This window comes from Pandoraea pneumonica, assembly GCF_049918595.1.
GTDB classification, from domain to species: Bacteria; Pseudomonadota; Gammaproteobacteria; order Burkholderiales; family Burkholderiaceae; genus Pandoraea; species Pandoraea pneumonica_A.
In genome coordinates, this window is sequence record NZ_JBNCRZ010000002.1 from 931062 (window position 1) to 957317 (window position 26256).

The 26256-nt window shown below is 62.6% G+C and carries 26 protein-coding genes; 20 read left to right on the forward strand and 6 right to left on the reverse strand.

Annotated elements, in window-relative coordinates; all coding sequences use genetic code 11:
- Nucleotides 1-7: 7 nt before the first annotated feature.
- The 15 genes from ACPWR9_RS10685 to ssuD all read left to right on the forward strand — a co-directional run bounded on the left by ACPWR9_RS10685 (nucleotide 8) and on the right by ssuD (nucleotide 16419).
- Complete coding sequence (locus ACPWR9_RS10685; RefSeq protein ID WP_426296974.1) at nucleotides 8-1054, forward strand: 2Fe-2S iron-sulfur cluster-binding protein; 1047 nt, start codon at nucleotides 8-10, stop codon at nucleotides 1052-1054.
- Between the two features lie 87 nt (nucleotides 1055-1141).
- Complete coding sequence (locus ACPWR9_RS10690; RefSeq protein ID WP_426296973.1) at nucleotides 1142-1453, forward strand: 2Fe-2S iron-sulfur cluster-binding protein; 312 nt, start codon at nucleotides 1142-1144, stop codon at nucleotides 1451-1453.
- A 332-nt stretch (nucleotides 1454-1785) separates the two neighbouring features.
- Entirely contained in the window at nucleotides 1786-2082 is a 297-nt protein-coding gene (locus tag ACPWR9_RS10695; protein WP_426297965.1) for a 2Fe-2S iron-sulfur cluster-binding protein, read from the forward strand.
- Complete coding sequence (locus ACPWR9_RS10700) at nucleotides 2076-3041, forward strand: alpha/beta hydrolase (protein WP_426296972.1); 966 nt, start codon at nucleotides 2076-2078, stop codon at nucleotides 3039-3041. The genes ACPWR9_RS10695 and ACPWR9_RS10700 overlap by 7 nt, the downstream gene beginning before the upstream one ends.
- A 102-nt stretch (nucleotides 3042-3143) precedes the next feature.
- Nucleotides 3144-3818, forward strand: coding sequence for a GntR family transcriptional regulator (locus ACPWR9_RS10705; RefSeq protein ID WP_150678070.1), 675 nt, complete (start codon nucleotides 3144-3146; stop codon nucleotides 3816-3818).
- A gap of 276 nt (nucleotides 3819-4094) precedes the next feature.
- On the forward strand, nucleotides 4095-6932 hold the full coding sequence (locus tag ACPWR9_RS10710; RefSeq protein WP_426296971.1) for an autotransporter outer membrane beta-barrel domain-containing protein: 2838 nt from the start codon (nucleotides 4095-4097) through the stop codon (nucleotides 6930-6932).
- Nucleotides 6933-7018: 86 nt separating this feature from the next.
- Nucleotides 7019-7498, forward strand: coding sequence for a RidA family protein (locus ACPWR9_RS10715; RefSeq protein WP_426296970.1), 480 nt, complete (start codon nucleotides 7019-7021; stop codon nucleotides 7496-7498).
- 123 nt (nucleotides 7499-7621) lie between these two features.
- Nucleotides 7622-8377 (forward strand): sulfite exporter TauE/SafE family protein, encoded by a 756-nt coding sequence (locus ACPWR9_RS10720; RefSeq protein WP_426297963.1) that lies wholly within the window; start codon nucleotides 7622-7624, stop codon nucleotides 8375-8377.
- A 208-nt stretch (nucleotides 8378-8585) separates the two neighbouring features.
- Nucleotides 8586-9392, forward strand: coding sequence for a MetQ/NlpA family ABC transporter substrate-binding protein (locus ACPWR9_RS10725; protein WP_426296969.1), 807 nt, complete (start codon nucleotides 8586-8588; stop codon nucleotides 9390-9392).
- 105 nt (nucleotides 9393-9497) lie between these two features.
- Nucleotides 9498-10604 carry a methionine ABC transporter ATP-binding protein gene (locus ACPWR9_RS10730; protein WP_426297961.1) on the forward strand — a complete coding sequence of 369 codons (1107 nt, stop codon included), beginning with the start codon at nucleotides 9498-9500 and terminating at the stop codon, nucleotides 10602-10604.
- Nucleotides 10576-11238, forward strand: a complete 663-nt coding sequence (locus ACPWR9_RS10735) for a methionine ABC transporter permease (RefSeq protein WP_426297959.1) — start codon at nucleotides 10576-10578, stop codon at nucleotides 11236-11238. Before ACPWR9_RS10730 ends, ACPWR9_RS10735 begins: the two co-directional genes overlap by 29 nt.
- Nucleotides 11239-11276: 38 nt before the next feature.
- A complete protein-coding gene (locus tag ACPWR9_RS10740; protein WP_426296968.1) occupies nucleotides 11277-12548 on the forward strand; it encodes an SfnB family sulfur acquisition oxidoreductase in 1272 nt (423 codons plus the stop codon).
- Nucleotides 12549-12571: 23 nt separating this feature from the next.
- Nucleotides 12572-13864 (forward strand): SfnB family sulfur acquisition oxidoreductase, encoded by a 1293-nt coding sequence (locus tag ACPWR9_RS10745; RefSeq protein WP_426296966.1) that lies wholly within the window; start codon nucleotides 12572-12574, stop codon nucleotides 13862-13864.
- Between the two features lie 16 nt (nucleotides 13865-13880).
- Nucleotides 13881-15257: an LLM class flavin-dependent oxidoreductase gene (locus ACPWR9_RS10750; protein WP_426296964.1), complete on the forward strand. Its 1377-nt coding sequence runs from the start codon at nucleotides 13881-13883 to the stop codon at nucleotides 15255-15257.
- Between the two features lie 37 nt (nucleotides 15258-15294).
- Complete coding sequence (gene ssuD, locus ACPWR9_RS10755; protein ID WP_426296963.1) at nucleotides 15295-16419, forward strand: FMNH2-dependent alkanesulfonate monooxygenase; 1125 nt, start codon at nucleotides 15295-15297, stop codon at nucleotides 16417-16419.
- Between the two features lies 1 nt (nucleotide 16420).
- Here the strand turns inward: ssuD and ACPWR9_RS10760 are convergent, their stop codons facing one another.
- Entirely contained in the window at nucleotides 16421-17266 is an 846-nt protein-coding gene (locus ACPWR9_RS10760; protein WP_426296962.1) for a LysR family transcriptional regulator, read from the reverse strand.
- Nucleotides 17267-17364: 98 nt separating this feature from the next.
- Between ACPWR9_RS10760 and ACPWR9_RS10765 the strand changes: the two genes are divergently transcribed.
- Nucleotides 17365-17499, forward strand: coding sequence for a hypothetical protein (locus ACPWR9_RS10765; protein WP_426296961.1), 135 nt, complete (start codon nucleotides 17365-17367; stop codon nucleotides 17497-17499).
- Between the two features lie 4 nt (nucleotides 17500-17503).
- Here ACPWR9_RS10765 and ACPWR9_RS10770 read toward each other — a convergent pair whose 3' ends face one another.
- The 5 genes from ACPWR9_RS10770 to ACPWR9_RS10790 form a co-directional block, all read right to left on the reverse strand.
- Nucleotides 17504-19879: an acetamidase/formamidase family protein gene (locus tag ACPWR9_RS10770; protein ID WP_426296960.1), complete on the reverse strand. Its 2376-nt coding sequence runs from the start codon at nucleotides 19877-19879 to the stop codon at nucleotides 17504-17506.
- A gap of 101 nt (nucleotides 19880-19980) precedes the next feature.
- The gene (locus tag ACPWR9_RS10775) at nucleotides 19981-20172 is read right to left on the reverse strand and encodes a DUF1427 family protein (protein WP_150678083.1); all 192 of its coding nucleotides are present in this window, start codon (nucleotides 20170-20172) and stop codon (nucleotides 19981-19983) included.
- A gap of 10 nt (nucleotides 20173-20182) precedes the next feature.
- Nucleotides 20183-20422 carry a XapX domain-containing protein gene (locus tag ACPWR9_RS10780; protein ID WP_426296959.1) on the reverse strand — a complete coding sequence of 80 codons (240 nt, stop codon included), beginning with the start codon at nucleotides 20420-20422 and terminating at the stop codon, nucleotides 20183-20185.
- A gap of 12 nt (nucleotides 20423-20434) precedes the next feature.
- Nucleotides 20435-21493, reverse strand: coding sequence for an acetamidase/formamidase family protein (locus ACPWR9_RS10785; RefSeq protein WP_426296958.1), 1059 nt, complete (start codon nucleotides 21491-21493; stop codon nucleotides 20435-20437).
- Nucleotides 21494-21670: 177 nt separating this feature from the next.
- On the reverse strand, nucleotides 21671-22369 hold the full coding sequence (locus ACPWR9_RS10790) for an alpha/beta hydrolase (protein ID WP_426296957.1): 699 nt from the start codon (nucleotides 22367-22369) through the stop codon (nucleotides 21671-21673).
- A gap of 287 nt (nucleotides 22370-22656) precedes the next feature.
- On the opposite strand from ACPWR9_RS10790, the gene ACPWR9_RS10795 reads away from it, so the two are divergent.
- From ACPWR9_RS10795 to ACPWR9_RS10810, 4 genes are all read left to right on the forward strand, one after another.
- On the forward strand, nucleotides 22657-22986 hold the full coding sequence (locus tag ACPWR9_RS10795) for a DUF4148 domain-containing protein (protein WP_426296956.1): 330 nt from the start codon (nucleotides 22657-22659) through the stop codon (nucleotides 22984-22986).
- Between the two features lie 4 nt (nucleotides 22987-22990).
- Nucleotides 22991-23533 (forward strand): hypothetical protein, encoded by a 543-nt coding sequence (locus tag ACPWR9_RS10800; protein WP_426296955.1) that lies wholly within the window; start codon nucleotides 22991-22993, stop codon nucleotides 23531-23533.
- 181 nt (nucleotides 23534-23714) lie between these two features.
- Nucleotides 23715-25028, forward strand: coding sequence for a TolC family protein (locus ACPWR9_RS10805; protein WP_426296954.1), 1314 nt, complete (start codon nucleotides 23715-23717; stop codon nucleotides 25026-25028).
- A gap of 9 nt (nucleotides 25029-25037) precedes the next feature.
- Nucleotides 25038-26252, forward strand: a complete 1215-nt coding sequence (locus ACPWR9_RS10810; RefSeq protein ID WP_426296953.1) for an efflux RND transporter periplasmic adaptor subunit — start codon at nucleotides 25038-25040, stop codon at nucleotides 26250-26252.
- Nucleotides 26253-26256 lie beyond the last annotated feature (4 nt).

Sequence of the window (26256 nt, forward strand, 5' to 3'; positions counted from 1 at the left end):
GTTGCCAGTGAGTTATCGAATCACCTGGCTGGAAGCGCAGCGAAGCTTCGATGCTGGCCCTGACGAAACGGTGCTCGAAGCCGCACGGCGCGCCGGTGTGGCGCTGCCGTCCGAGTGTGAGTTCGGCGGTTGCGGCACGTGCCGCGTCACGGTGCAGCAGGGACGTGTGCATTACGACGAGCTGCCGTCCGCGCTTTCGCAAGAAGAAGCGGACGCCGGGGACGCGCTGATGTGTCAGGCGCATGCGCGCACCGATTTGGTTATCAGCACCGAGCGCATGCTGCACGCTCCAGCACCGTCACGTCGCCGCAAGGCCCACGTGCTGCACACCGAAGCGATGAGCCCGGACGTGACGCGTCTTGTGCTGACATTCCCCGACGGCGAGCCATGGATCTATCGTCCGGGGCAATACCTCAACGTGCTGTTGGGGGATACCGGGCCGCGTAGTTTCTCCATCGCCTCCCGTCCTGACGACGCGAGCGCGGCGAATGCGATGAACGGGCCGGTCTCGCTAGAGCTCCATATCCGCCGTATTGAGGGCGGCTACTTCACGCAGACACGCCTGAGCGCGCTGCGCCCCGGCGATGCCCTCGATGTGGAAGCGCCCTTGGGCGGCTTCGGCTACCACGAGGACGACTATCGGCCGATCGTGATGGTCGCCACGGGGACAGGCATCGCGCCAATACGCAGCATGCTGGCCGAGATGCTGGCCAGTGGCGATACGCCGCCGGTGGATCTGTATTGGGGCGGGCGAACGCAAGCCGCGCTCTACTTGCACGAAGAACTGACGCAACTCGCGCAGCAGCATGACGACTTCCGCTACGTACCGGTCTTGTCGCGACCGGACGCCGCGTGGCAGGGCGCGCGCGGATACGTGCAGGACGCCGTGCTGGCAGATCATCCCGACTTGTCGGAACACGCGTTGTACCTCTGCGGCTCGCCGGTAATGATTCGCGACGCGCGCCACGCGTTTCTCGCCAACGGTGCCAGCGTGCGCTACCTCTATGTCGATAGCTTCACGTTTCAGCACTCGCCGGTCGAAGCCGCCGCGTAGGTCCTCGTCGGGTCAACGTTTCGTTGTACAGCGGCAAAAATAACGGTATACAGTATACGCAGTTGCAGCAGCGTCTGAGGAGGATGCATGCCAGTCGTCGTATTCCATCGAAACGGGCAAACGTACCGGGAAGAAGTGAAAGCCAATACCAATCTCGTCGTACGCGCAGGGATCAAGCAGTTTCCGTTTCCGCATCTACGTTACGAGTGCGGCATGGGGAAATGCGCGCGCTGTGCTTGCCGGGTACTAGCTGGTGAAGCGCATCTACCAGCGCCCAACTGGAAGGAGAAGAAGCAATTGGGTGAGCGTCTCGAAGCGGGATACCGGCTGGTCTGCCAACTGTGGATCGAGCACGACATCGAGCTGGAGCAGGCCGACGAAGCGCCGGCAGCGCTTTGACAGTGGCCGACAAGCACGCGTAACGAGGAAAACGAATGTACATCGTACTGACAAGTCGGCCGGGCGAGTATCGCAGCGAACCGACCCCGGGCATCACGCCGGTGGAAACACATGACTACTACTACGGCGCGCGTCACGTCGCAGCGTTCGTTGTAGCAAAGCTCGACGGCGCGGCGCGCGTGAAGATCATCGAGGACGCGCCGCCGCATGGCGAAAATCTGGTGCCGACCAAGTTCTTCGAAAAGTTCTCGAGTGTGACCGAAGCGGTGGCCTCGCTCGAAGCACTCGTCGGCAGCGAACATGCGCAAGCGCGTCTTAGCCGTCGCGAGCCGGTGGCACCCGCTGCGGCGACCGTGCAGATCACGTTTCTGAGCAATGGTTGCAAGCGTGTCGAGGCACCGCCGAACAGCAACTTGCTGCGTGTGTCGTTGCGCGAGAAGGGCGGTATCCCATTCAAGTGCGGCGGCGGGCTGTGCGGCACCTGCCGCTGCCGGGTCGAGACCGGTCTCGAACATACCGACGCCGTCAAGCCGAAGGAGCGTCGTCACTTGAGCCCGGAGGACCTGGAAAACGGCTATCGCATGGCCTGCCAGACCTTTATCAACGGCGATGTGAGCGTGTCATGGTGAGCGATATGCGCGACTTTTCGGCACCATTTGGTGCGCTCCCCGCCGAGCAGCGGCGTCAGATGCTCGATCTCGGACCCCGTTGGAACGACGACATCATTGCGCATCGCAAGGCGGTTATCGACTGCTATTCCCCGCTACTCGCCGCGGCGCCCAAGAGCCCGCATGTCGAGCGGGATCTGGCTTACGGCAACCATGCGCGGCAGGTGCTCGATGTTTTCGCGCCCGTGGGTGAGGCGGTTGCCGGGCAGTCCGACGCGCTGCGAGACGCGGTGATATTTGTCCACGGTGGCGCGTTCGTGCGCGGCAGCAAGAGCGTGAACGGCGAGGTCTACGACAACGTCTGCCACTGGTTTGCGCGGCAAGGCGTTGTCGCACTGAACGTGGAATACCGTCTGGCCGACGATGCGCCGTGGCCGGGCGGTGCGCAGGACGTTGCCATGGCGATCGACTGGGTGCGCGCGCACGCCGCCGATTGGCGGATCGACCCGTCGCGTATCTTCGTCATCGGGCATTCGGCGGGCGGCACGCATGCGGCGGGGTGTTTGTTCGATCCCGCATTGGCTTCCGACCCGGCGCAGCGTCGGGAGGACGTCGCCGGACTGGTGCTGATCAGTGCGCGCCTGTTCGCCGATGTCGACCCGCGCAATCCGAACGCCAAACCGGTGCAGGCCTATTTCGGTGCCGATGAAGCTCGCTATGTGGAGCGCTCGCCGCTGACGCACGCTGCAAATAGTCCGGTGCCGACCATGATCGCCATCGCCGAGTATGAGAACCGGTTTCTCGACGGCTACGGCGCTGCGTTCTTTCAGCGGCTACTGCACCACCGAGGCGTCGCACCACGGTTCGTGCAAGTGCGCGGGCACAACCACACGTCGATCGTGGCGCACTTCAACTCCGGGGAGGATTGGCTGGGAAAGGAAATTCTGGCGTTTATGGCTTCAGTGCCCCGCCGTGCCTGAAACCACGGGCATACCCTGCATCGTGTACAGTCTACAAAATGCCGTGCGCTGCTAGAATGCGGCGGTACATCGTCGTAACGACAGGTTTGTGGAGATTGGAATATGGTGCGGGGAGCCACAGGGGCAAACGGACGCGAGCCGATCATGCATCAGCAGTTGTCGGATCTGGTGATCAGCCGTTTGCGGGCGTCCATTACATCGGGCGAATACAAACCGGGCGACCGGCTTGTGGAAGGCCGCATTGCCGAAGAGCTCGACGTTTCGCGGGTGCCCGTTCGGGAGGCTCTTCGCGCGCTGGCGGTGGAAGGCTTGGTTGAGGTGCGGCCGCGTCACGGCGCCGTCGTCGCGTCGTTCGACCCCGCGTCGGCACGCGAGCTGGTGCAGATTCGCGCCACCCTCGAAGGACTGAACGCACGTCTGGCCGCAGAGCGTTGCACGCCTGAGTTGGTTCAACGCATCGAAAAAGTCTTGCAGGAAGGCAATGCCAAAGTTGCCGCAGGCGAGACCGCCGGTCTGCTCGAACTCAACGCGCGCTTTCACGATTTGCTTTACACCGCAGGCGCGAATTCGATGCTTGCCGATCTGATGCGTTCGATGCGCGACCGCTCGCGCATGCTTTTCGTCAACGCTAATGACGAAGAGGTGCGCATCACGTGGGAAGAGCACGCGGCCATTTTGCGGGCAGTGCAGTCGGGCGATGCCGCTTTCGCCGCCTTGCTGGCCGAGCGCCACGTCACCCGGGCCGCGCAATATTATCTCGATCACATGGCACGCTAAGGTGCCGGACGAGTATTAAAGAGAATTAAAAGGTATTTCCGATTATTAAAATAATCTAATCGCCATTCGGCGGCGGAAATCCTTGCTATCTAAAACTACAGACCCCTAGAATCGTCCATGCTTTCAAGGCATCGACGGAGATTTATTGATTAGAAGTATTAATTAAAGCTCTCGGTCGATCGCATCCTTTGGCGAGGCATCTAGGGGGGCTGCGTCATGCTCGTACGTGCGCGAGGTCTGTCAACCGTCCGGCCGCTTGAGCCGTCCGTCATTGCAATGGCGAGTCTGCTATGCGTTGTGCTGGCGTCGGGCCAAGCCGAAGCGCAGACGTTGCCCACGACCGCATTGAGTGTTGGTAACGGCAAATCGCTGACTTACACCGACGGCTCAATGAATGTCTCGACCGCTGTGCGCGTGTCGTCTACCGGTGGCAATTCCGCGTCATTGACCTTCGCCCCCGCGAGTGCGATGTCGGTCACCAGTCCGACGAACACGGCAATTCAAGTGGGCGCTTCAGGCGCTGGGTCGACCGCGAGTTTCACCATCAATTCATCGAGTGGATTCGGCGTTGCGATCGCCGGTATTGGCAATTTCTCATTCGGTGTTGTGGTCAGCGGCACGAATGGCGGGCAATCGACTGCCGACCTCGGCTCGGGCACAACGATCAACACCAGCGGCGGGTCGGGCGGTGCCGGTCTTTGGGCGACCACGGGCGGCACCATCACCGGTAATGCGGTCACGATCAACACAGCAGGGCCGTCGGCGCAGGGGGCTGGTGCTGTCGGGGGCGGTGCAATTTCGCTCACCAATTCGTCGATCACCACCGTGGGCGCAAGTTCGTACGGGTTGTTGAACCGCGCCAGCCACGGCGCCTACGAGGGTACGGCTGCGCTGTCGTATCGAAACGGCACCATCACGACTAGTGGCGCATCGGCCCACGGTGTGGACGCAGAAGGCAACGGTGGCACTGTGTTACACAACACGACGATCACCACGAGCGGCAACGGCGCTTACGGGATTCGGTTGGTGGATTCGGACTTCGGCAGTGTGTCGACGGGCAGCCCCGAAGTCACCATTTCATCCGATGCGGGCGGCACACCGTCAACAGTGACGACATCGGGCACTAACGCGCATGCGGTCATGCTGGTCAATCTCTTCGCTGGTGACATAGCAACGTTGACCGCCTCTGGGACCACTTTTCACGCACAAGGCAGCGGCGCGTACGGGATGTATCTCACCGGCGTGCCCGGATCAAACGAGGTCGTCACGCTCGCTGGCTCAACGGTTCACAGCGACCAGTCGGATGCCATCCATGTCACTGGCCCGAACGGCACCGTCACCATGACGTCGGGTTCGTCGCTTATCGCTGGTCCGGGTGCGTCGGCGCTCAACGTGAATGCCGACGGCACATCGGCGGGCAATGTGACACTGTCGTCCGACGCATCGACATTGACGGGCACGATTCTCACCGACGCCGTCAGTACGGCACAGGTGGCGTTGCGCAACGCCAGCGTGTGGAACGTTACCGGCAACTCGAATATGACCACGTTGGAGAACACCGCCAGCACGATCAACGTGAAACCCACGTCCGCGCAGGCGACCCTGCCGACCTCGGCGTCGTCCTATACGAGCATCAATACAACGGGCAATTACACGGGTAATAACGGCACGTTGGTACTCAACACATACCTCAATGCTGGCGGAGCGTTGTCGAACCAATTCACCGACCGCTTGTTGATCGGGGGCAACGCCACTGGCACGACGTTGGTGGATGTGCGTGCGGTCGATTCGAGCCCGGGGCCGGTGGCGACCTATCAGGCGCATCTGAACCGGGGTTTGCTTGGCGCACCCACGCCACATTTGTTCTCGGCGACCGACGGTATTTCACTCATTCAGGTGGCGGGGACGTCGAGCCAAAACGCATTCGTGTTGAAGAACGGCTATGTCACCGCCAATAACTTGCCGTTCCAATACCACCTGTACGCTTACGGCCCGGGGTCCGAGTTTGGGGCCGCGAGTCCGGGGCAGTCGTTGGTCGGGGCGACGGGCACGTTCTGGGATTTCCGGTTGCAAACCGCGTTCGTCGATCCGGGCGGCGAAGTGGAGCCCGATCCCATCGACCCGGGCGTCCCGGAGCCGATTCCGCCCAGTGCCCGTCCCGAAGTCGTACCGCAGGTAGCTGCGTACCTGAGCGCGCCGATGGCGCTCCTGTATGCCGGCTTGGTCGACATCGACACGTTGCACCGCCGGCTTGGCGAGATTCGGGACGACCGCGACCTCGGGCGCGACAACGGGGACAGCGAAGCGTTCGTGCGCGTCTACGGCGGCCATTTCAACTACCGCAGCAACCGCTCGTTCCAGCAGTACGGCTACAACGCGGATGGCGACTACAGCGCTGTGCAGTTCGGCGGGAATCTGTTCAAGCGACGCAACGAAGACGGGCTGTGGCGCTTCGGCGTGGCGGGCGCCATCGGGTGGCTACACTTCGAACCCGATGCGGTCGACGGGTACAGCAGCGGGGCGGGCAACACCTATCGGATATCGGGCTATGCGACCTACCAGAGCACGCAAGGGTGGTATGTCGACAATGTGTTGTCGTTCGGCTGGTTCGATGGCCGCGTGAGTACGAATGCGCATACGACAGCGTCTGACTTGAAAGGCCGCGACGTCGCGTTGTCCGTGGAAGCGGGATACCCGTTCGGCATTGGTGCGGGGTTGCAGCTCGAACCGCAGGTGCAACTCGTGGGTCAACATGTCGGCTTTAACAATCAAGTCGACGCTGACGATTTGGCGGTGAATATCGGCAGCCAGAATCAGTTGCTGGGGCGTGTCGGCATGCGCCTGACGCGCGCTTTCGAGGTGGGCAAAGGGCGAGTGACGCCGTATATCGGCGTGGATTACTTGCATGCGTTCACCGATGGCACGCACGTTAATGTGGGCGGTGTCGATTTCATCAGCGGCAAACTCGGCGATGCCTTGCGGTTCTCGGTCGGCGCTAACGCGACCATGAGCGAGCGAATGTCCCTCTACGGGCGCGCCTCGTGGTCGAAGGATATTGGCAACGCAGGTATCCGCGGCTGGCTGCTCAATGTCGGGGCGCGGTTCCTGTTCTGACAGCCGTTACCAACGCTCGCGAGCGCAAAAGTAGGGCGATCCCTTAAGATAGGCGCACGCCAATCAACCTACGACGCGAGGACGGAATGAATAGAGATAAGCAGTGGCGGCTCGTTGCCGATCGATTTGGCTTTCCGGTAGATGACGAGATCAAGATTGGTGGGAAATATACGCCGGTGCTGATCGATGGCGACATGGCTTACGTCGCCGGGCAGATCCCGAGAATTGGCGAGACCGTGCACTTCATCGGCAGCGCGGGCGACATGATCCCACTGGAAGATGCGCGTCAGGCGGCAGGCGTGTCGGCGTTGCGCGCTCTGACGTTGATTCACCGCGCGTGCGGCAGTCTCGATGCGATCGTGTCGGTCCCCCGCATCAGCGTGTTCGTGCGAAGCGCTCCGGGCTTCACGCTGCAAAGCGAAGTGGCCGACGGGGCTTCCGACGTCCTGTTCGAAGTGCTTGGCGAGGCGGGTATCCACACGCGAACGTCGGTTGGTGTGCTTCAGTTGCCCAAGGGCGCTGTTGTCGAAGTGGACTTCATCTTCAGAGTAAAAGGCACGGCATGACGCCGACGGCGTCGATATGCCAGAACGCATAACCAAATCCATATCGCTGCATAGCTAAGTGCGATTAGCACCGTAGGCTGCCGCGCTCACAATGCAAGCAGAACAATGCAGATGGGGGCGGTGATGGATTCGGTGTATCTGGTAGTGATTCTGGGCACGATCGTGGCGGGCTTCATTCAAGGCTTGTCGGGGTTTGCGTTTGGGCTCGCTGCGATGTCGTTCTGGGCTTGGGTGCTCGACCCACGACTCGCTGCCACGTTGGCCGTGTTCGGCGCCTTGTCGGGGCAGATTCTGGCCGCCATTACGGTGCGGCGCGGCGTCGATCTCAAGCGTTTGCTGCCGTTCGTATTGGGTGGCCTGCTTGGCATCCCGTTAGGCGTTGCGCTGCTACCGCGACTGGACATGGATTGGTTCAAGGCCATCCTCGGGACGCTGCTGGTGGTCTGGTGTCCGACGATGTTGTTCGCCCGGAACTTGCCGAAGATTTCTTCCGGTGGTCGCGCAGCGGATGCGCTTGTGGGCATGGCGGGAGGGGTACTCGGAGGTGTCGGCGGCTTCGCGGGGACGCTCCCGACGCTGTGGTGCACGCTGCGAGGTGTCGACAAGGACGTGCAGCGCGCCGTCATTCAGAACTTCAATTTGTCGATGTTGCTCGTCACGATGGGCACCTATCTGGCCACCGGCATCGTCACCCGCGAGATGCTGCCGTTCTTCGGCGTCGTTGCGTTGGCGATGCCTATCCCCACATTGCTTGGCGCCAAACTCTATATCGGCATCAGCGAGGCCCGCTTTCGCCAAGTCGTGCTGGGGCTGCTTACTGCCTCAGGCGTGACGCTGCTGGTGTCCTCGCTACCGCGGCTGCTGGAGCGCGCGCACTAAGCTCGCGCCTGCCTCGCTGTTTCTATCGCGAAAACGCGATTCCCCGCCTTAGAAATTCCAGTGCTAACACTAGCGCTCGAATGCGCATATGCATACCCGTTTTGCTTCGTAGTAAGCGGATGCGTGTGAGGTTTTAATAGCGATTCGGTGCACACGAAGTCACTCGACACCACGCTTATCCACACGTCATCTGTTTCCGGAGTTATCCATGAAGTTTTCCAGCCTGATTCTCGCCCCGCTGGCGGCACTCGTCATGTTCAACGCACACGCAGCCGATAAGCTGCGTATCGGTGTCATGGCAGGGGCCTACGGCGATTCGATTGCCGTAGCCGCTAAGGAAGCGAAACGTCAGGGCATCGACGTTGACGTGGTCGAGTTCACCGACTGGACGACGCCGAACATCGCGGTCGACGCAGGCGATCTGGATATCAACTACTTCCAGCACCAGCCGTTCCTCGACAACGCGATTCAGAAGAATGGTTTCAAGCTGGCCAGCGCCGGTACCGGCATTCTGGCTAACGTGGGCCTGTACTCGCTCAAGCACAAAACCGTCGCTGAGGTGCCGCAAGGCGGCAAGGTCGGCATCGCCAACGACCCCGTCAATCAGGGCCGTGGTCTGCTGCTGTTGCAAAAGGTTGGGCTGATCAAACTCAAGAGCGGCGTCGGCTTCCTCGGCACGCTCAACGACATCACCGAAAACCCCAAGAAGCTTCGCTTCGTCGAGGTGGAAGGGCCGCAACTCGTTCGCATTACCGGCGACGTCGATATCGCACAAGGCTACCCGCACTTCATCGTGTCGTCGAAGGCGTTCGATCCGTCGAGCGGCTTGGCGTACTCAGGGATTGAAGACTCGCGCTTCGCCATTCAATTCGTCGTCAAAGCCAACCGCACGCAAGACCCCGTCGTGCAGAAGTTTATTCGCATCTACCAGAACTCCGACGCGGTGAAGACGACAATTCTCCACTCGTTCAACGACGACAAGCGCCTGTACACGCTGGCTTGGGTCAAGCCGTAATTCTTCGCCGGATTAAGGAGCTTCCCCGTGGGAGTCACCGTTGCAGCAAGGCAGCCGCTGGCGAGTGCTGCCGCTCGGGAAGCCGAGGGCCGGGCGCCGCAGACCATTGCCTCACACGAGCCTGCGCCGCGTCACGACAAAGGCGCCGTGGCGTTTCGAGACGTCGCCAAAACCTACGTGTCGGCGGCTGGCCCAGTCACGGCGCTTGACGCCATCTCGCTCGACATCGCGCCGGGCAGCATCTTCGGCATCATCGGGCGAAGTGGCGCAGGTAAATCCAGTCTGCTGCGCACGATCAACCGGCTGGAGCGGCCCACCAGCGGTCAGGTGTTAGTCGACGGCATCGACATTGCCACGTTGGATGAAGCGCAACTGGTACAGCTTCGCCGCCGCATCGGCATGATTTTCCAGCACTTCAATTTGCTCTCCGCCAAGACGGTCTTCGACAACGTAGCGCTGCCGTTGCAAGTGGCGGGCGTGTCGAAGGCGCAGATCGAAGCGCGCGTGCGCGAACTGTTGACCCTCGTCGGGCTGCAAGAGAAAGCGAGTACGTATCCGGGCCGATTGTCGGGCGGCCAGAAGCAGCGCGTCGGTATTGCGCGGGCGCTGGCGACCGGGCCTGAGATTCTGTTGTGCGACGAAGCGACATCGGCACTGGACCCGGAAACCACGCAGTCCATCCTGCAATTGCTGCGCGATATCAATCGCAAGCTCGGCATCACGGTCATCCTCATCACGCACGAGATGAGCGTGATCCGCGAAATCGCCGACAAGGTGCTGGTGCTGGAGCAAGGGCGCATCGCCGAATTGGGTGACGTGTGGCAAGTGTTCGGCATGCCGGTGCACCCGGCGACGAAGGCGCTGCTTGCCCCCTTGCAGCATGGGCTGCCGGATGATCTCCAGCAGGCATTGCAGGCTGAGGCGCCGTCCGGGCACCACGCGCAGATTCTGCAATTCACCTATCGCGGCGCTGATGGACTGGAGCCGGACTTGCCCCGCATCGCCCGCGCGTTGCAGGGCGACGTACGGCTGTTGCACGGCGGCGTGGATCGCATTCAGGGACACGCACAAGGCCAATTGGTCATCGCATTGCGCGATGCCGCCGCCCGGCGCAGCACTGCCGACTGGAAAACCCTGACGCACGGGCCCGAGGCCATTGCGCATGACATCGAGGTATTGGGATATGTCGCTGACGCTGTCCATCCCCATTGAACGTTACGGCAACGCACTGATCGACACGCTCATGATGGTCGGCGTATCCGGCGGCATCGCGTTTTTGGCGGGCGTCCCGCTCGCCGTACTGCTCATCGTCACAGCACCAGGCGGTTTCCTCGCGTGGCCCCGGGTCAACCGCGTCGTAGGTAGCGTAATCAACGGCTTCCGCGCGACACCGTTCATCGTGTTGCTGGTCGCGTTGATTCCCTTCACGCGTCTTGTCACGGGCACCACCATCGGCGTGTGGGCCGCAATCGTGCCACTGGCGGTCAGTGCGACGCCGTTCTTTGCTCGCATCGTCGAGGTCTCACTGCGTGAAGTCGATCCCGGCTTGATCGAAGCGGCGCAGGCGATGGGCTGCAAGAAGTGGGACATCGTGCGCCACGTCTATCTCCCCGAAGCGCTGCCCGGCGTGATCGGCGGCTTCACCATCACGCTCGTGGCCTTGATCAGTGCGTCGGCCATGGCCGGTGCCGTCGGCGCAGGCGGATTGGGCGATTTGGCCATTCGCTATGGCTACCAACGTTTCGACACGCAGGTGATGTTGATCGTTATCGCTGCGTTGATCGTGCTCGTGAGCGTGGTGCAAGTCATCGGCGACAGATACGCCCATTGGTTGCGCAGCCGCTGAAGCAGGCCGCACCGGATTTCCCGACATTTGATTCAGTCATGACTCACGTAACGAAAACACTGGATGTTCACGAGCCGCCTAGGCCTCGTGTGATCGACCGCTTGCCGTTGCCACCGAGCGCACCGCACCGTATTACCAGCGAAGCCGAGGCGCTACAGATTGCCGCGACGTTAGCCGAAACATTTCGCATCAGTGCGGCCGAGCGTGACCGCGAGCGACAACTGCCCTGGGACGAAATCGAGCGCTATACCGCGAGCGGGCTGTGGGCGATCACCGTGCCCAAGGAGTACGGCGGTCTGGGCGTATCGTACGAAACGCTGGCACAACTGTTCGTGACGGTGTGTGCTGCCGATCCGGCGCTGGGGCAGATTCCACAGAACCACTTCGCGGTGCTGCAAAACCTTCGGGACATGGGTAGCGAAGCTCAGCGGCAGCGTTGGTTTGCCGATGTACTGGCGGGTCATCGGCTGGGCAATGCCGGTCCTGAGCGCAAAGCCAAGGCAGCGCATCTGTACGCGGCAACGGCACGTCTGCACCGCGATACGGATGGCGTACTGCGCGTGAGCGGCACGCGGTTCTATTCAACGGGTTCCGCTTTTGCGCACTGGGTGCCATTCCGGGCGCTGGATGAAGAAGGTCGTGCCGTACAAGTCTGGGCGCGCCGCGACGCGCCGGGCGTGACAATCTTCGACGACTGGGATGCCTTCGGACAGCGCACGACGGCGAGCGGCGGTGTGGTATTCGACCGTGTGGTGGTGACCGACGCCGATGTGGTTCCGGTATGGCAGTTCGAGAAAGTGGCGACGCTTTCCGGACCGGTGTCGCAACTGATTCAGGCGTCGATCGATGCAGGCATCGCCCAAGGGGCGCTGTGCGATGCATTGGATTTCGTGCGTGAAAAGAGCCGCCCATGGATCGACTCCGGCGCACCGAGCGCCAGTGCCGACCCGTACATCATCCACGAGATCGGCCAATTGCAGATCGAGGTGGACGCAGCGCATGCGGTATTGCTCGAGGCGGCGCGTGTTCTCGACGCACTGGCCCAGCATCCGCTCGACGAGCAACTCAGCGCCCGCGCCTCGGTGGCAGTGGCAGAAGCCAAGATTCTGACCACGGAAGCCGCGCTCCTCGCCAGCGAACAACTCTTCGCACTGGCCGGTTCCGCCGCGAGCCGTGCGACGCACAACCTAGACCGCCATTGGCGCAATGCCCGCGTGCATACGCTGCACGATCCGGTGCGCTGGAAATACCACTTGCTCGGCAACTACGTGCTCAATGGCGCACTGCCGGCGCGCCATCAGTGGAACTGAGTGGCCGACTTTCAGGAATTGGCATGACGCAAGCATTGACAACGATTTCCCCGCAAGGCACGGCGCAGCGCGAAGACGTGCATGTCGGTGGACTCGGCACGCAGCCCGAACCCGCTTCCTTGCCGCTTGAGCCCGCACAGGTCATCCGAGACGAAGCACAAGCGCTGCAAGTCGCGAGCGAGTTTGCGCGCAACATCGCCGAAGGCGCCCGCCAGCGCGACCGCGACCGCCGACTGCCATGGCGAGAGGTCGAACAATTCAGCCAAAGCGGGCTTTGGGGCATCACGGTGCCGAAGGAATACGGTGGGGCGGGCGTGTCGACCGGCGTCCTGACGCAGGCGGTCAACGTGATTGCAGCAGCAGACGGCAATTTCGGTCACATTCCGCAGAATCACTATTACTCGCTGGAAGTGCTGCGTGTGGGAGGCACGCACGAACAGAAAGCGTTCTTCTACGACCGAGTGCTGCGCGGGGAACGTCTGGGCAACGCGTTGGCAGAAACCGGGCAGCGCGACTTCAAGCGCCGAACGCAGCTATTGCGTGAGCCCGATGGCTGGTTCGTTCAAGGCGCCAAGTTTTATTGCACCGGTGCGATTTACGCGCACTGGATACCCACACTCGCCGTTGCTCACGAGGCGACCGGTGAGCGCGCCTATCTGGTGTTCGTACCCCGCAGTGCGCCGGGTCTGACGATTACCGACGATTGGGACGGTTTCGGCCAGCGTGTGACCGGCAGCGGGTCGGTGCAGTTCGAACGTGTGCGCGTCGAGCCGGAATGGGTGGTGCCGTTCACCGCTTCGTTCGAGCGGCCGACGACCATTGGCCCGTTCGCACAGATCATCCACGCGGCACTCGACGCGGGTATCGGACACGGCGCGTTGCAGGCGACGCTGCCGTTCATCCGCGAGCACTCGCGTCCGTGGATCGATGCGGGGGTTGCCACCGCCGCGCAAGATCCACTGCTGCTCTCGCAGATCGGCAATGTTCATTTGCGCCTGCGCGCCGCCGATGCGCTAATCGCGCGTGCCGCGCGCGTGGTGGACGCCGCGCAGCGTCAACCCGACGACGACAGCGTCGCCGCTGCCTCGATTGCCGTCGCACAGGCCAAAGCGCTTAGCACCAGCGCCAGTTTGCTCGCGAGCAACAAGCTGTTCGAGTTAGCGGGAACAGGCGCGACATTGGCTGGCCACGGACTGGACCGCTTCTGGCGCAACGCGCGCACGCATACGTTGCACGACCCGGTGCGCTGGAAGTATCACGCGGTTGGCAACTACGTGCTCAATGGCGTGCGTCCGCCGCGTCACGGCGCCCTTTGAGCGCAAGGAATCCACCATGACGCAAGCCAAGCGGCACATTCACGTCAACGCGTTCAATATGAACTGCGTCGGGCATATCCATCACGGGTTGTGGACCCATCCGCGCGATCGTTCGACGCAGTACAACACGCTGGAATACTGGACGCACATCGCGCAGGTGCTGGAGCGCGGCCTGTTCGACGGCATCTTCATCGCCGACGTGATCGGCTACTACGACGTCTACCAAGACAGCACAGACCTGACGCTGCGCGAAGGCATCCAACTGCCGGTGAACAATCCGTGGCTGATCGTATCGGCCATGGCGGCGGTGACAAAGCATATTGGTTTCGGTCTGACGGCATCGGTGAGCGCCCATCACCCCTACACGTTTGCGCGGGACGTCTCCACGCTCGACCAACTCACCAATGGCCGTCTGGGCTGGAACATCGTCACCGGTTATGTCGACAGTGGCGCGCGAGGTCTGGGGCAGGAAGGGCTTGCCGAGCACGACAGCCGGTACGACCGCGCAGAGGATTTTCTCGACCTCTCGTACAAGCTGTGGGAAGGCAGTTGGGACGATGGTGCGGTGGTCGCCGACAAGGCGCGACGCATCCACACGCTGCCCGAGAAGGTCCGGCCGGTCGTGCACGAAGGACCGTTCTACCGAGCCAACGCCATTCATATGAGCGCCCCGTCGCCGCAGCGCACACCAGTGTTGTTTCAGGCGGGGACATCGTCGCGCGGCCTTCGCTTCGCGGGCCAGCACGCCGAAGGTATCTTCATCGGCGCGAATACGCCGGAAGCGGCGCGGGCAGCGTCGCGCAAATTGCGCCAGGCGGCAGTCGATGCCGGACGCCGTCCGGACGATATCAAGATCTACGCGGGCATTGCCGTGGTGCCGGGCAAAACGCAAGCCGAAGCGCGTGAGAAGTATGCGGAGTATCTCGCGCACGCCAGCGCGGAGGGAGGGTTGGCGCACTTCGCGGCGAGTACTGGTGTGGACTTCGCCCGGTATGGGCTGGACGATCCCATCGACTTCGGTGCGGGCAACGCCATCCAGTCCGCGACGAAAACCGCACAACAACAGGGTTGGACCACGCGTCGCAAGCTGCTGGAGCAGTTCGCACTCGGCAGCCGTTATCACACGATTGTCGGCGATGCGTCGCAAGTGGCCGACGAGCTCGAACGTTGGGTGGACGTCGGCGAGATCGACGGCTTCAATCTGACGCGCATCGTTGTGCCCGAAACGTGGGAAGACTTCGCGAACCTCGTGGTGCCCGAACTGCAAAGTCGTGGCCGCTATCGCACCGAATACGAGACCGGCACACTGCGCCAGCAATTGTTCGGTCGCGGCGACCGTCTGCCTGCAAATCACGCTGGCGCGAGGCCGCGTCACACAGCAACGAGTGCCTGACACAGCCAAGACGCACGACCACACGCCGCCATTCACCATGAATCCTGAAATATTTTGGTTCTTGCCCACCTCGGGCGACACGCGCTATCTCGGTAAGTCGGACTTCGGTCGCCCGGCGACCAACGTCTACATGCGGCAAATCGCGGAAACGTCGGAGCGGCTGGGCTTCGACGGTCTACTCATTCCTACCGGCAGTTCCTGTCTTGATCCATGGGTGACGGCGGCGAGTCTCGTGCCGGTCACACAGCGCATCAAGCTGCTGGTCGCGCTGCGCACGTCGCTCGGCAATCCCACGGCATCGGCCCGGCAGGCTGCAACGTTGGATCAGGCGTTGGGGGCAGGGCGCTTGCTGCTCAACGTCGTGCCCGGGGGCGACGCCACAGAACTCGCCGCCGACGGCGTGTTCTATGCGCACGACGAGCGCTACACGGCAGGCGACGAATTCCTGACGATCTGGCGGCGCTTGCTGCAAGGCGAGAAGGTGGACTTCGAAGGGCAGCACCTGAAGGTGAGCGGCGCGCAGAATTTCTTCGAACCCGCGACGCAACCGCACCCGCCGCTCTATTTCGGTGGGTCGTCGCAGGCCGCGCACGAACTGGCCGCGAAACATGTCGATGCTTATCTCAGTTGGGGCGAGCCGCCGGAGGCGGTCGCGGCGAAGATTGCCGACGTGCGGGCGCGCGCCGAAAAGCATGGCCGCGCCTTACGCTTCGGCGTTCGGCTGCACGTGATCGTGCGTGAGACAAGCGAAGAAGCGTGGGCCGATGCCGACCGTCTCATCAGCCACCTGAGCGACGACGACATTGCGGCGGCACAGCGGAACTACGCTGGTATGGATTCGGTAGGACAGGCACGCATGGCCGCTTTACATGGCGGGCGTCGTGATCAACTGGTGGTGGGGCCGAACCTGTGGGCGGGCGTGGGGCTGGTGCGCGGCGGCGCGGGCACGGCATTAGTGGGCAATGCCGAAGAGGTGGCCGCACGGCTCAAGGAGTACACCGATATCGGCGTCGATACCTTTGTACTTTCCGGCTACCCGCATTTGGAAGAGGCCATACGTTTTGCCGAGCTGGTCTTTCCGTTGATCCCAGGGAAACAGCCGGTGACGTTGCGCGATCGCACGTTGACGGGTGGCGCCTTCGACGTGCGCGCCAGCCGCTAGCTCACGCAGACCGCAAAGCGGCGCACAGCGTCTGAAGGGTACGTCGGGCCTGTCCATCGGTAAGCCCGGTGTGCATCACAACATCGCGAACCGGCAGCGCGGGCAGGCCAAGTCGTTGACCCACGTCGACCGTGCCGGGCGGGGCCACCCGATGGGCGAGCGCGGCGACCGCCAGTCCGGCGGACACGGCGGCGCCAATGGTGCCGACGCCACCGCCAACGAACACTTCATGCCAGGCGATACCCGCTGCGTCCAGCGTGCTCACGGCCATCGCGCGCACAGCGCACGGCTGGGCTTGTGTGGCGAGCGGCAGGCCACCCGTCGCCCTTGGCGCGAAGTCGGTCGCTGCCATCCAGCCGAACGACTGCGCCATCACGCGCTCGCCATCGAGACGCCGTGTGTCGTGCCGCAAGACGATACACGCATCGATTTCCGTAGCGTCGTAACTTTCGAGCAGTTCACGCGAGGGCGCCACGCGCAGTTCGACAATGACGCCGGGGTCGGCGTCGTGCATCCGTCGTAACAACGTGGGCAGATTCGTCCCGACAAGATGATGACTGATGCCGATGACCAGCCTTCGCGTCTGCGCACTGAACGCTTGCAGCGCGTTCTCGTGTGCGGCAACGAGCGCCCGTGCCGGTGTGAGGAATGCAAGTCCGCTCGCTGAAAGCCGCACCTGTCGTGGTGTGCGATCGAGCAACCGATGCCCCAACATCGCTTCCAGCCGCTTGATCTTGACGCTCACGGCCGACTGAGTGGAATTCAGCACTTCGGCGGCGCGCGTAAAACTCTTGAGTTCAACCGTCAGCACGAAGGCGCGTACCGCATCGATATCCAGCGTATTCATGATTAATCATTCGATTTTGTCATCATTGAAATATGCTGCCATGCGCTGTTCGAATGGTCGAGTGCTAATTACGATGGCTCCATTCAAGGAGCGAATCGATGTCTCAGTGTCTGAAACCTGTGCAATCCAAGCTATCGGCAAGGGAGTTGGTGACGGCGCATATCGTCAGTCTTGCGGGCGTCGCGTTCGCCGTTGCGGCGCTCACGGCGCTGTTAGTGGCGGTGCTGCGGTAGGGGCCTAGGACAAAAATAGCCGTTTGCGAATGATGGCGTGCACGCCCCAATTGCCGTTCACGACCTGCGTGACGCCGAAATCGACGCCCACGGAAAGTATGGCGTTGGCTTCGTCTTCCGTCAGTCCGTGAACTTGCATCAAGAACCGGCGGGCCTTGTAGAAGGCGTCGCGCAAGGCGCTATCCAGTGTTGACTTCATATAGATCTGGCTCTGCGCTTTCTGCCCCAACTCGGCGAGATGGTTGGGGGAGCTGAAGCCGTGCACTATCCATTCGTCGGCGGTTTCCACCAACGGATAGGTCAGATCGGCAAACGGCGCGTTGGCGGCGATGGCGGCCTTCTTGTGCAAGATCAACTGGATGTTGCCCGTGAGCGAGCATTCGATGGCGGTGCCGCCGAGTTCTGCATCGCCTTGCGACGCGTGCGGGTCACCGATCGACAACAGTGCGTTGGGCACGGCGACCTTCAGAAACACGCTCGATCCCCGCGTGACACGCCAGTTGTCCAAATTGCCTGCGTAGCTCGACGGCGGGATCGAGTCGATCAACCCGTCTTGCGCCGGTGCCACCGCGAGCACACCGAAGTGCGGCCGCAACGGAATCTCGATGTCCTTTAGCGCCCGGTGGTTCTTAGTGATCTTCGTGTGATCGACAGGCACGCCGGGGTAATCGATCGTCGAATGCACCACGCCGAACGGGTCGCGTTGGGGTGTCCAGCGAAAGCTATAGATCGCGCGCGCGACACCGTCGTTGCGCGCGCAGTCGATCTCGAAAACCGTCACAACTTCACGCTCGCGCGGGGCTGTGAGCATGTCTTGATAGTGAAAGCCCCACCACGCCGACGCGTGTGCGCCGAACGCCTTGCCTGCATACGCCGGGTTGGCGCTGGGGCGTGGTTGCAAATCGAGGATTCGGACTTCGAGCACGTCGCCCGGCATGGCGTCTTCGATGGCGATAGGTCCTGTGCAGATGTGGACGCCGAAGCCTTCCCCGGCACCGCGACCGTACACCGATGCATCCATCGGGCCTGCGCCCCGCCGGTCGACGTTCTTCTGCGTGGGCGTCCAGTGGAACACGCTCTCGGCGCCCGGGTCGCCCTGTACCATGCGCTCCCAGTCATCGGTCGCGTGCTGGGTCAGGGTCTCGATGGTCACCGTATCGCCCGACTCAACGGTGAGCACTGGCGGCAGATCATGGCTCAGATAACCCCAATGCACCGATTCACGGGTTGCCCGCAGGTAATGGTGCTGGCCCGCCTCGTGAGCCCCGTTGTCGTGAGCGTCGCTTGCATTCGGCGCTTCGGCGAGCAGTCGATGCCCAGAGCGTCGTGTTCCGGTGGGCGAGGCGTCTGCGACAGAAGCGGCGCTGCGCTGCAACGCAGCGGACGGAAAGTCGGGATGACCTCGCGATATCCGTGCTCGGGCGGGCAAGCTGCGCGCTTGCACGCTTTGCTCGCGATAGGCTTTAGGCGACACGCCAAATCGTTCACGAAACGCCTGGCTGAAGTACGACGGATCGTTAAAGCCCCATCGATAACAGATGTCCGACACGGCTAGCTGGTCGTACGCCGGGTTGGCGAGATCGGCGTGGCAGCGCTCCAATCGGCTATTGCGCAGATACGTCGAAAAGCTGTGACCCGAGTCCTCGAACAGTTTGCGTAGATAGCGATCCGAGACGTGCTCGTCGTTGGCGATGGCGGTGAGGGACAGATCGGGTTCGGCAAGGCGCGCCTGTATGCGATGGCAGATACGTGCGAAGACGGTCGAGCGCGATGACGATAGCCCCGACGCGCTATGGGGTTTGGCGCTTGCCAGTGCCGACGCTAGCAATTCGAGCAGCACGCCTTCGACCGGTTCGAGCGCGTGCGCATCGGGCTCCGGCATGGCGTCAAGTTGATCGGCAAGGGTGCGGAGCAAGCCGCCGAAGAGTCCGCCGACCGAGGGCGGCAGCTTGCAGGTGCCGACGAGCGGCGCATTGGCCAGTCGCGGTGCAATCAGGGCATGCCGAATATGCAGCGTGACGATACGAAAGGGCGTTCGAGCGACGAAATCGACGTTTTCCATGCCGGGAATGCAAACGATCTCGCCGGCCGACAGCGGTTCGTCGATAACGCTCCCGCTGAGTTCTGCTTGCCCGTCGAGCAGCATGATGAGCAGATAACCGCGCTCGCCGCCCGCGCGCGCGGACACGACCTGCGGGGTCGCGGCGATCACGGATACTTCAATGCCCGCAGGCGTGCGATGCGAGATCAGCGTGCCGTGCAGCGGTTGCACCAACGCGGGCGAGCGAAAGTGCAAGCGCGCGTCGAGCAGCTTGGCTTGCCAAGCCGGGCCTCGCTGGTCATGCGCGTAGGACTCGGTAGAAAAATGCGCGCGATCCAAGGCCTGCCTCCTGCATAAGTGACTGAAGCCCGGGCCAGTGCTCTAGGTATGAACACTGGCCCGGAAGATGCCGCCAACCGCCCGTCCATGCGCTCGTGCGTCTAGCCGATGTGCAACTGGCCCCGCATCGCGGCGACGAGAACGAACCCGACGAAAGTGCCAAAGATAGCAAAGATTCCACCGAGCACATTGGGTGCGGGAATCGGTGCCCGTACGCTTGTGTAGACGATGCCGGTCACAAGGCCGACGGCGGCCGCCTGAAGCTCGGTGGCGCCGAGCGTGAGTTCTACCATGACGCGCTCCTCAGGAAGACCGGGCCGGCCGCGCGGGCGGCAGGTCATCGGTGGGCGGGCGACCGAACGTTACCGAACGCCGCCACGCCTGCACGATGAGATAACCGAGGTACGTGAACACGATGGCAAAGATGCCACCGGCCACATTCGGTGCAGGAATTGGCAGATTGAGCCACGAGTAAAGCGTGCCCGTGACCAGCCCGACGAGCAGGGCGACGATTTCGTTGCGCCCGACATAGACGTATTGCATGGCGTGGGCTCCTTATGGCTTCGTCAATTTCGAAGCGGCTTCCATGGCGTCGGTCTGTTCCGGCGGGAAGAGACTGCGCGGCATCGTGCAGTGAATTCCTTGCGTGCCGTCGACCACCTGCGTGACGCCGAAGTCCGCGGCGACGCTCATTAGCGAGTAAGCGTCATCGCGCGAGAGACCTTGTTGCTCCGTGAGTAGTTGCACCATGTCACGCGCGGCGTTCTTGCCCGCCTCGTCGAGATCGGGGTGGAAGCCGTGGACGATCCAGCAGTCCGGCGTCTCCAGCAGTGGTGACGGGAACTGGAAGTCCTTGCGAAGCACGATCTGGAACAACACATTGAGCGACGCTTCGATGGCGGTGCCGCTGATCTCGCCATCGCCCTGAGAAATATGCGGGTCACCAATCGAGAAGAGCGCACCGTCGACCTGCACCGGGTAATACATGGTGGCGCCTGCGCCGATCCGCCAGTTGTCGATATTGCCGCCGTGCAGCCCGGGTTCCACCGTGGTCACACGCCCTTTGGCATCGGGGGCAACCCCGGCGGTGCCCAGATGCGGACGCACCGGCACGCGCACACCCGCCAATGCCGGTTGCTTGCAGCATTCGCGATGGTCGACGACCTTGCCGGGCGTGGTGAGCTTGCCCGGGTAGTCGAAGGCAAATAGCGCGTGGGCGGTGTTCGAGCGGTTGTCGAGCTCGTAGATGGTCACGCGCTCTTTCTTGAAGTCCTCGTAGAGTTGCCCCCAATGCGCCGCCACGTTTGCGCCGTAGCGAAACCGCGGAATCATCTGGAGGTAGCGCACTTCAAGCATGTCGCCCGGTTTCGCGCCTTCCACGTAAATCGGGCCGGTCATGATGTGCACACCGGGGTTGCGGTCTTCGTGGGGAATGGTGTCGTAGATGGCGCGCACGGCGGCGTCCATCATCAGATCGGGGGCATCGCCTGCGTGGTGCGTGACGGCTTCGGCGCGAATGAGGTCGCCGCTTTTCACCGTCAGCGCGGGACGCTGGGTGGCGTCGAAGTAGCCCCAATGCACGGTTTCCGGCCGTGCGGGAAGGTCGTGAAGCATGCCATGTCTCCTGTGATTTCGTTTTTGGTGAAGTCATGGTAGTGCCCGACAAAACCCGACGATTAGGAGCCTTTGACACGTTCTCTGTTGCTGGGAGGAACTAACGTTAACCCCGGTGTGCAGGGGGGATGCCCGGCGCCATCGGTAGCGCGCCGGGCATGACATGGTGGGAAGTGCTCAGGTATTGGCCAGTGTCGCGGCGGCCTCATCGATGAGTGCGGCAACCTCCACAGGCTTGGACGCCAACGACGCGTGGCTTGCCGGGAGCGTAACGACTTTCTTCGCGTTCAGACGTGCCGCCATCTTCGCCTCGTTTTCCGGGGAAATCATTCGGTCCTCGCTGGAGATCTGGTACCACGAGGGTTTCGACTTCCAGGCGGGGGTGGAGATGGTGTTGCCGAAGGTCGAGGCGAGAGGGGCTTTCTGGGTGACGGCCATCACGAGGCCCTCGTCCGGCGTGAGGTCCTGACAGAAGCTCTCATGGAATTTATCGGGCTTGATCCACAAATAGCCATCGCTGTCGGGCGCCAGATTCGGGACGGCCACGGGCGGATGCTGCTCGGTAATGCCGCCCGGGCTTTCGCCAGCATCCGGCGCAAACGCCGCGACGTAGACAAGCCCAACGACGTTTGGCTGATTGCCCGCTTCGGTAATCACCGCGCCACCGTACGAATGCCCGACAAGCAGCACGGGGCCGCGCTGCTGCGCGATCATCTTGCGCGTACGCTCTGCGTCGTCGGCAAGCGACGTCAGCGGTAATTCGACCGCGTGAATCGACGTATATCCCTTGCGTGTCAGCTCGACGATGACTTTCGCCCAGTGCGCCGCGCCTCCCCAGAAACCATGAACCAGAATGACCGTTGGTTTGTCGCTCATGCTTTGCTCCTAGTCGATACCCTTCGCCAGCGCGTTTGCAGTGCATAGCCTGCCGGCGAGTCGAGGCTATCCGGCGTCCCGGAGTAACGACTATAGGTGACGATTTCGTCGCGCGTGAGATATGTCATGCCGCGTCGACGACGTGTCTCCCGCACTGTTACGAACGCATGACAAATAAGTAATGCGCGCTTCATCTTGCTGTTTGCCGCAGCTTCTTACGATGGTACCCAACAGTTCCACAGGGACTGACGCCTTCCCGAGTCATCTCAACCAAAAGGGGTATCACCATGATGAAACGCACTCTGCTTATTGCCACCCTCAGCGCCGGCGCCTTGGTGTCGATGTCGGTTCAGGCGACCGCTCGATACGACAACAACATGCCGCCGTTCGAGTCAGCGACCGGGTCCACGGTGGCTCGTGACGACGTGACCAAACAACTGGGCGAGGCGCATGCCAACGGCGTACCGGTTCCGACCACCCTCAAGGCATTGCAGGCGACCCAATCGCCGTCGAAGATGACGCGCGAGCAAGTGCGCAAGGAGCTCGAGGCGGCTGCGTCGCAGGGGCTGCTCAATCAGCCCGATTCGGTGTATCCGAAGCTGCCGCAAGTGGACTGACGACATGCGCCGGCGTCTCCTTGCTTTTGTGCCCGCCGTTGCTGCTGCATTCGCCGTCGTACTGACAACGGCGGGTGCGGTTAGCACTGCGCAGGGCGCCGAGTTCGTTCCGTGCCGTTGGCTCGGCAAGCCGTCGCAATGTGTGTCGGTGCCCCTGGAGAGCGCCGACGCCGATGCGCGAGCCAAAGCTTTCGCTTCGCCGCCATCCGATGTCGCCCGCGTCTATCTCGTGCGTCAACGCACCACCAACCCGCGTGGCGTCACGCCGGTCGACGTGGGCGCGACGCATGCGGGCGACCTCGCACCGATGACGTATCTGGTGCTCGACCTGCCGCCCGGTGAACACCAGCTCACGGCACAAGCCGATGGACCGTTCGGGCGCAGTTTGCGCTTTGAAGGGGGCCAAACGTATTTCGCCGAGCTGCGTCTGACGCAATGGCTAAACACCATGTACGGCGCCATCGAACCGATGCCGGAAGACGATGGGCGGCGAGCCGTCGCGGCTTCCCGTCTCACGCGGGCGTCGTCTGGGAGCCCGCATGAATGACAGCGCACCGCATCCGAAGATGACAAAAATGTAATCCCCGTTTCATGTTGCTGATCGCGGCCGGTCCTTAGGATGCCCGCTGACCAGTTCCTCAAGAACGGTTCCCCCTTTTCTCGTCCGGCCGCGCTGGCCGATCGGCCACGATCTCCCCCCAGCCAGCGCGCCGGCCCTCTTTGCGCCCATGAAGATCACCCTCTATGCAACAGGCGTTGCCATGCTGCTGCTTGGCACCGCCACGGCAAGTGCACAGTCTCCCGTCGGTCCGACGGATCGCGCAGTCGGCCCCGTGGCGGCGCTAACGCTGGCGCAAGCCATGCGCAGCGCGCTCGATAACAATATCGGCCTGAAGGTGGCGCGGCGAGAAATCGACGCGCAATCTGGGGCGCTGCTACAGGCACGTGCACGACCGAATCCCGAGCTTTCGGTGCTTCAAGAAGACTTCCGCAGTACCTCACGCACGACCACGGCGCAACTGACGCAGCCCATCGAATTGGGCGGTCAGCGCAAGTGGCGTGTCGAAGCCGGTTCGGCCGCGCAACGGGCTGCCGAGCTGGATGCGCAAGCCAGCGAAGCCGCCGTGCGTAGCGAGGTCGTAGCCCGCTACTTCGAGACGCTGGCAAGCGCTGAGCTCGTGGAACTCGCGACGCAGACGGCCAGCATTGCGCAAGACACGCACGTCGCCGTACAGCGCAGGGTGAAGGCGGGCAAAGTCTCGCCTGTAGACGAGGGCCGCGCGCAGATTGCCTCGAATAACGCCCAGATCGAGCTGGCGAGCGCCAATGCCGCACGCGATCGCGCGCGGGCGCGGCTCGCACAGGTGCTCAGCATTGGCGAAGCACAGTTGCCCGGCACGTTGTCCGGCAGCCTCGATACGTTGCCCGCGCTGCCCGAATGGTCGCGTCTTGCGGCGGCGCTCGACATCACGCCTGCGGTGCGCTCGGCGAGCGAGGAAATTCAGCGTCGCGACGCACTCGCCAAACTGGAAAGTGCGCAGCGGATTCCCGACCTGAGCGTCACGCTGGGTCTGAAGCGCGTGACCGATGGGGCACGCACCGATAACCAAGCGGTCGTTGGACTCTCGATACCGCTGCCCATCTTCGACACGCGCCGTGGCGCCACGCTGGAGGCAGCACAGCGCGCCGATATCGCGCGCGACGCGTACCTCGGGGTGCGCCAGCAACAGCAAGCCACGCTCACGAGCGCGTATGCCGAATTTACGGCAGCACGTGAGGCCACCCGCCGACTCAGGGACGACATCCTGCCGCAAGCGCAGAGTGCCTACGACGCCACGCGTCGCGGTTTCCTGCTCGGGAAGTTCGGCTTCCTCGATGTGCTCGATGCACAGCGCACGCTCGCGCAGGCGCGCTCCCAATACATCACCTCCGTCGCCAGCGCCTATAGCGCGTACGCCACCGTCGGCCTCGCCGTCGGAGGCAGTGTCGACGGGGTATCGCTGCTATCCCCCGAGCTTCTGACCCAATCGCAAATTCAGTGAGGAATCGTCGTGCAACGAACAAAAAAGTGGATGGTTCTGGGCGGCGTCGCCGTGCTTGGCCTGGGTGTCGGCGCGGGTTTCATGCTTTCCGAAGGGCGGCAAGCCAATGCCGCGACTGAAAAGCAGGTCGCGAAGGCAGCGGCTCCCGATGACCATGCCGATCATGACGACGACGAAGGTAAAGAGGCGGGAGAAGAACGCGTGAGCCTCACCGAGGCCCAGCAAGCCGCCGCAGGTATCGAAATCAAGTCGGCAGGGGCGGCACAAATCTCCGAGCAGATGGAATTACCCGGCGAGGTCCGATTCAATGAAGACCGAACCGCGCACGTGGTGCCGCGTGTGCCGGGCGTCGTCGAACGGGTCAACGTGAGTCTCGGGCAACAGGTGAAGCGCGGCGATGTGCTGGCGGTGTTATCCAGCACGCAGGTCTCCGAACAGCGGGCGGAACTGCTCACCGCGCAGGAACGCCGAACCGGTGCGCTCAAGACGTACGAGCGAGAAAAGATGCTGTGGGAAGAAAAGATTTCGGCGGAGCAGGACTTCATCGGTGCGCAGCAGGTGTTGCGCGAGGCCGATATCGCGCTGCGCAACGCGCGGCAGAAGCTCAGCGCCGTGGGCGCGGGTGCAGGTTCGAGCGATGGGTTGAACCGCATCGAGCTGCGTGCGCCGTTCGACGGCACCGTCGTCGAGAAGCACGCCGCGTTGGGCGAAGCCGTGACCGAGACGGCCAACTTGTTCACGCTCTCGGACATGGGCACGGTGTGGGCGGAGATTGCCGTACCGGCGCAGTCGCTTGGCGCGGTACGCGTCGGCACGCCGGTGACGGTGCGCTCTACTGCCTTCGATTCGCAAGCCAAGGGCACTGTCGCGTACGTCGGCTCGCTGCTCGGCGAGCAAACCCGCACCGCCAAAGCGCGCGTGTCGCTCGAGAACCCCGAGCGCATGTGGCGGCCCGGCGTATTCGTGAACGTCTTCATCGGCACGAGTCAGGTCAACGTTCCGGTTGCCGTCACCGACGCCGCGATTCAAACCGTCGAAGGCCGTACGGTCGTTTTCGTGAAAACGGCACAGGGGTTTGTTGCGACGCCCGTGCAGACTGGCCGCAAGGATGGCACGCACGTCGAGATCGTCAGCGGTCTGGCTGCCGATACCCCTTATGTCGCCGCCAACAGCTTCGTGCTCAAGGCCGAACTCGGCAAGAGCACCGCCGAACATAGCCACTGACCGC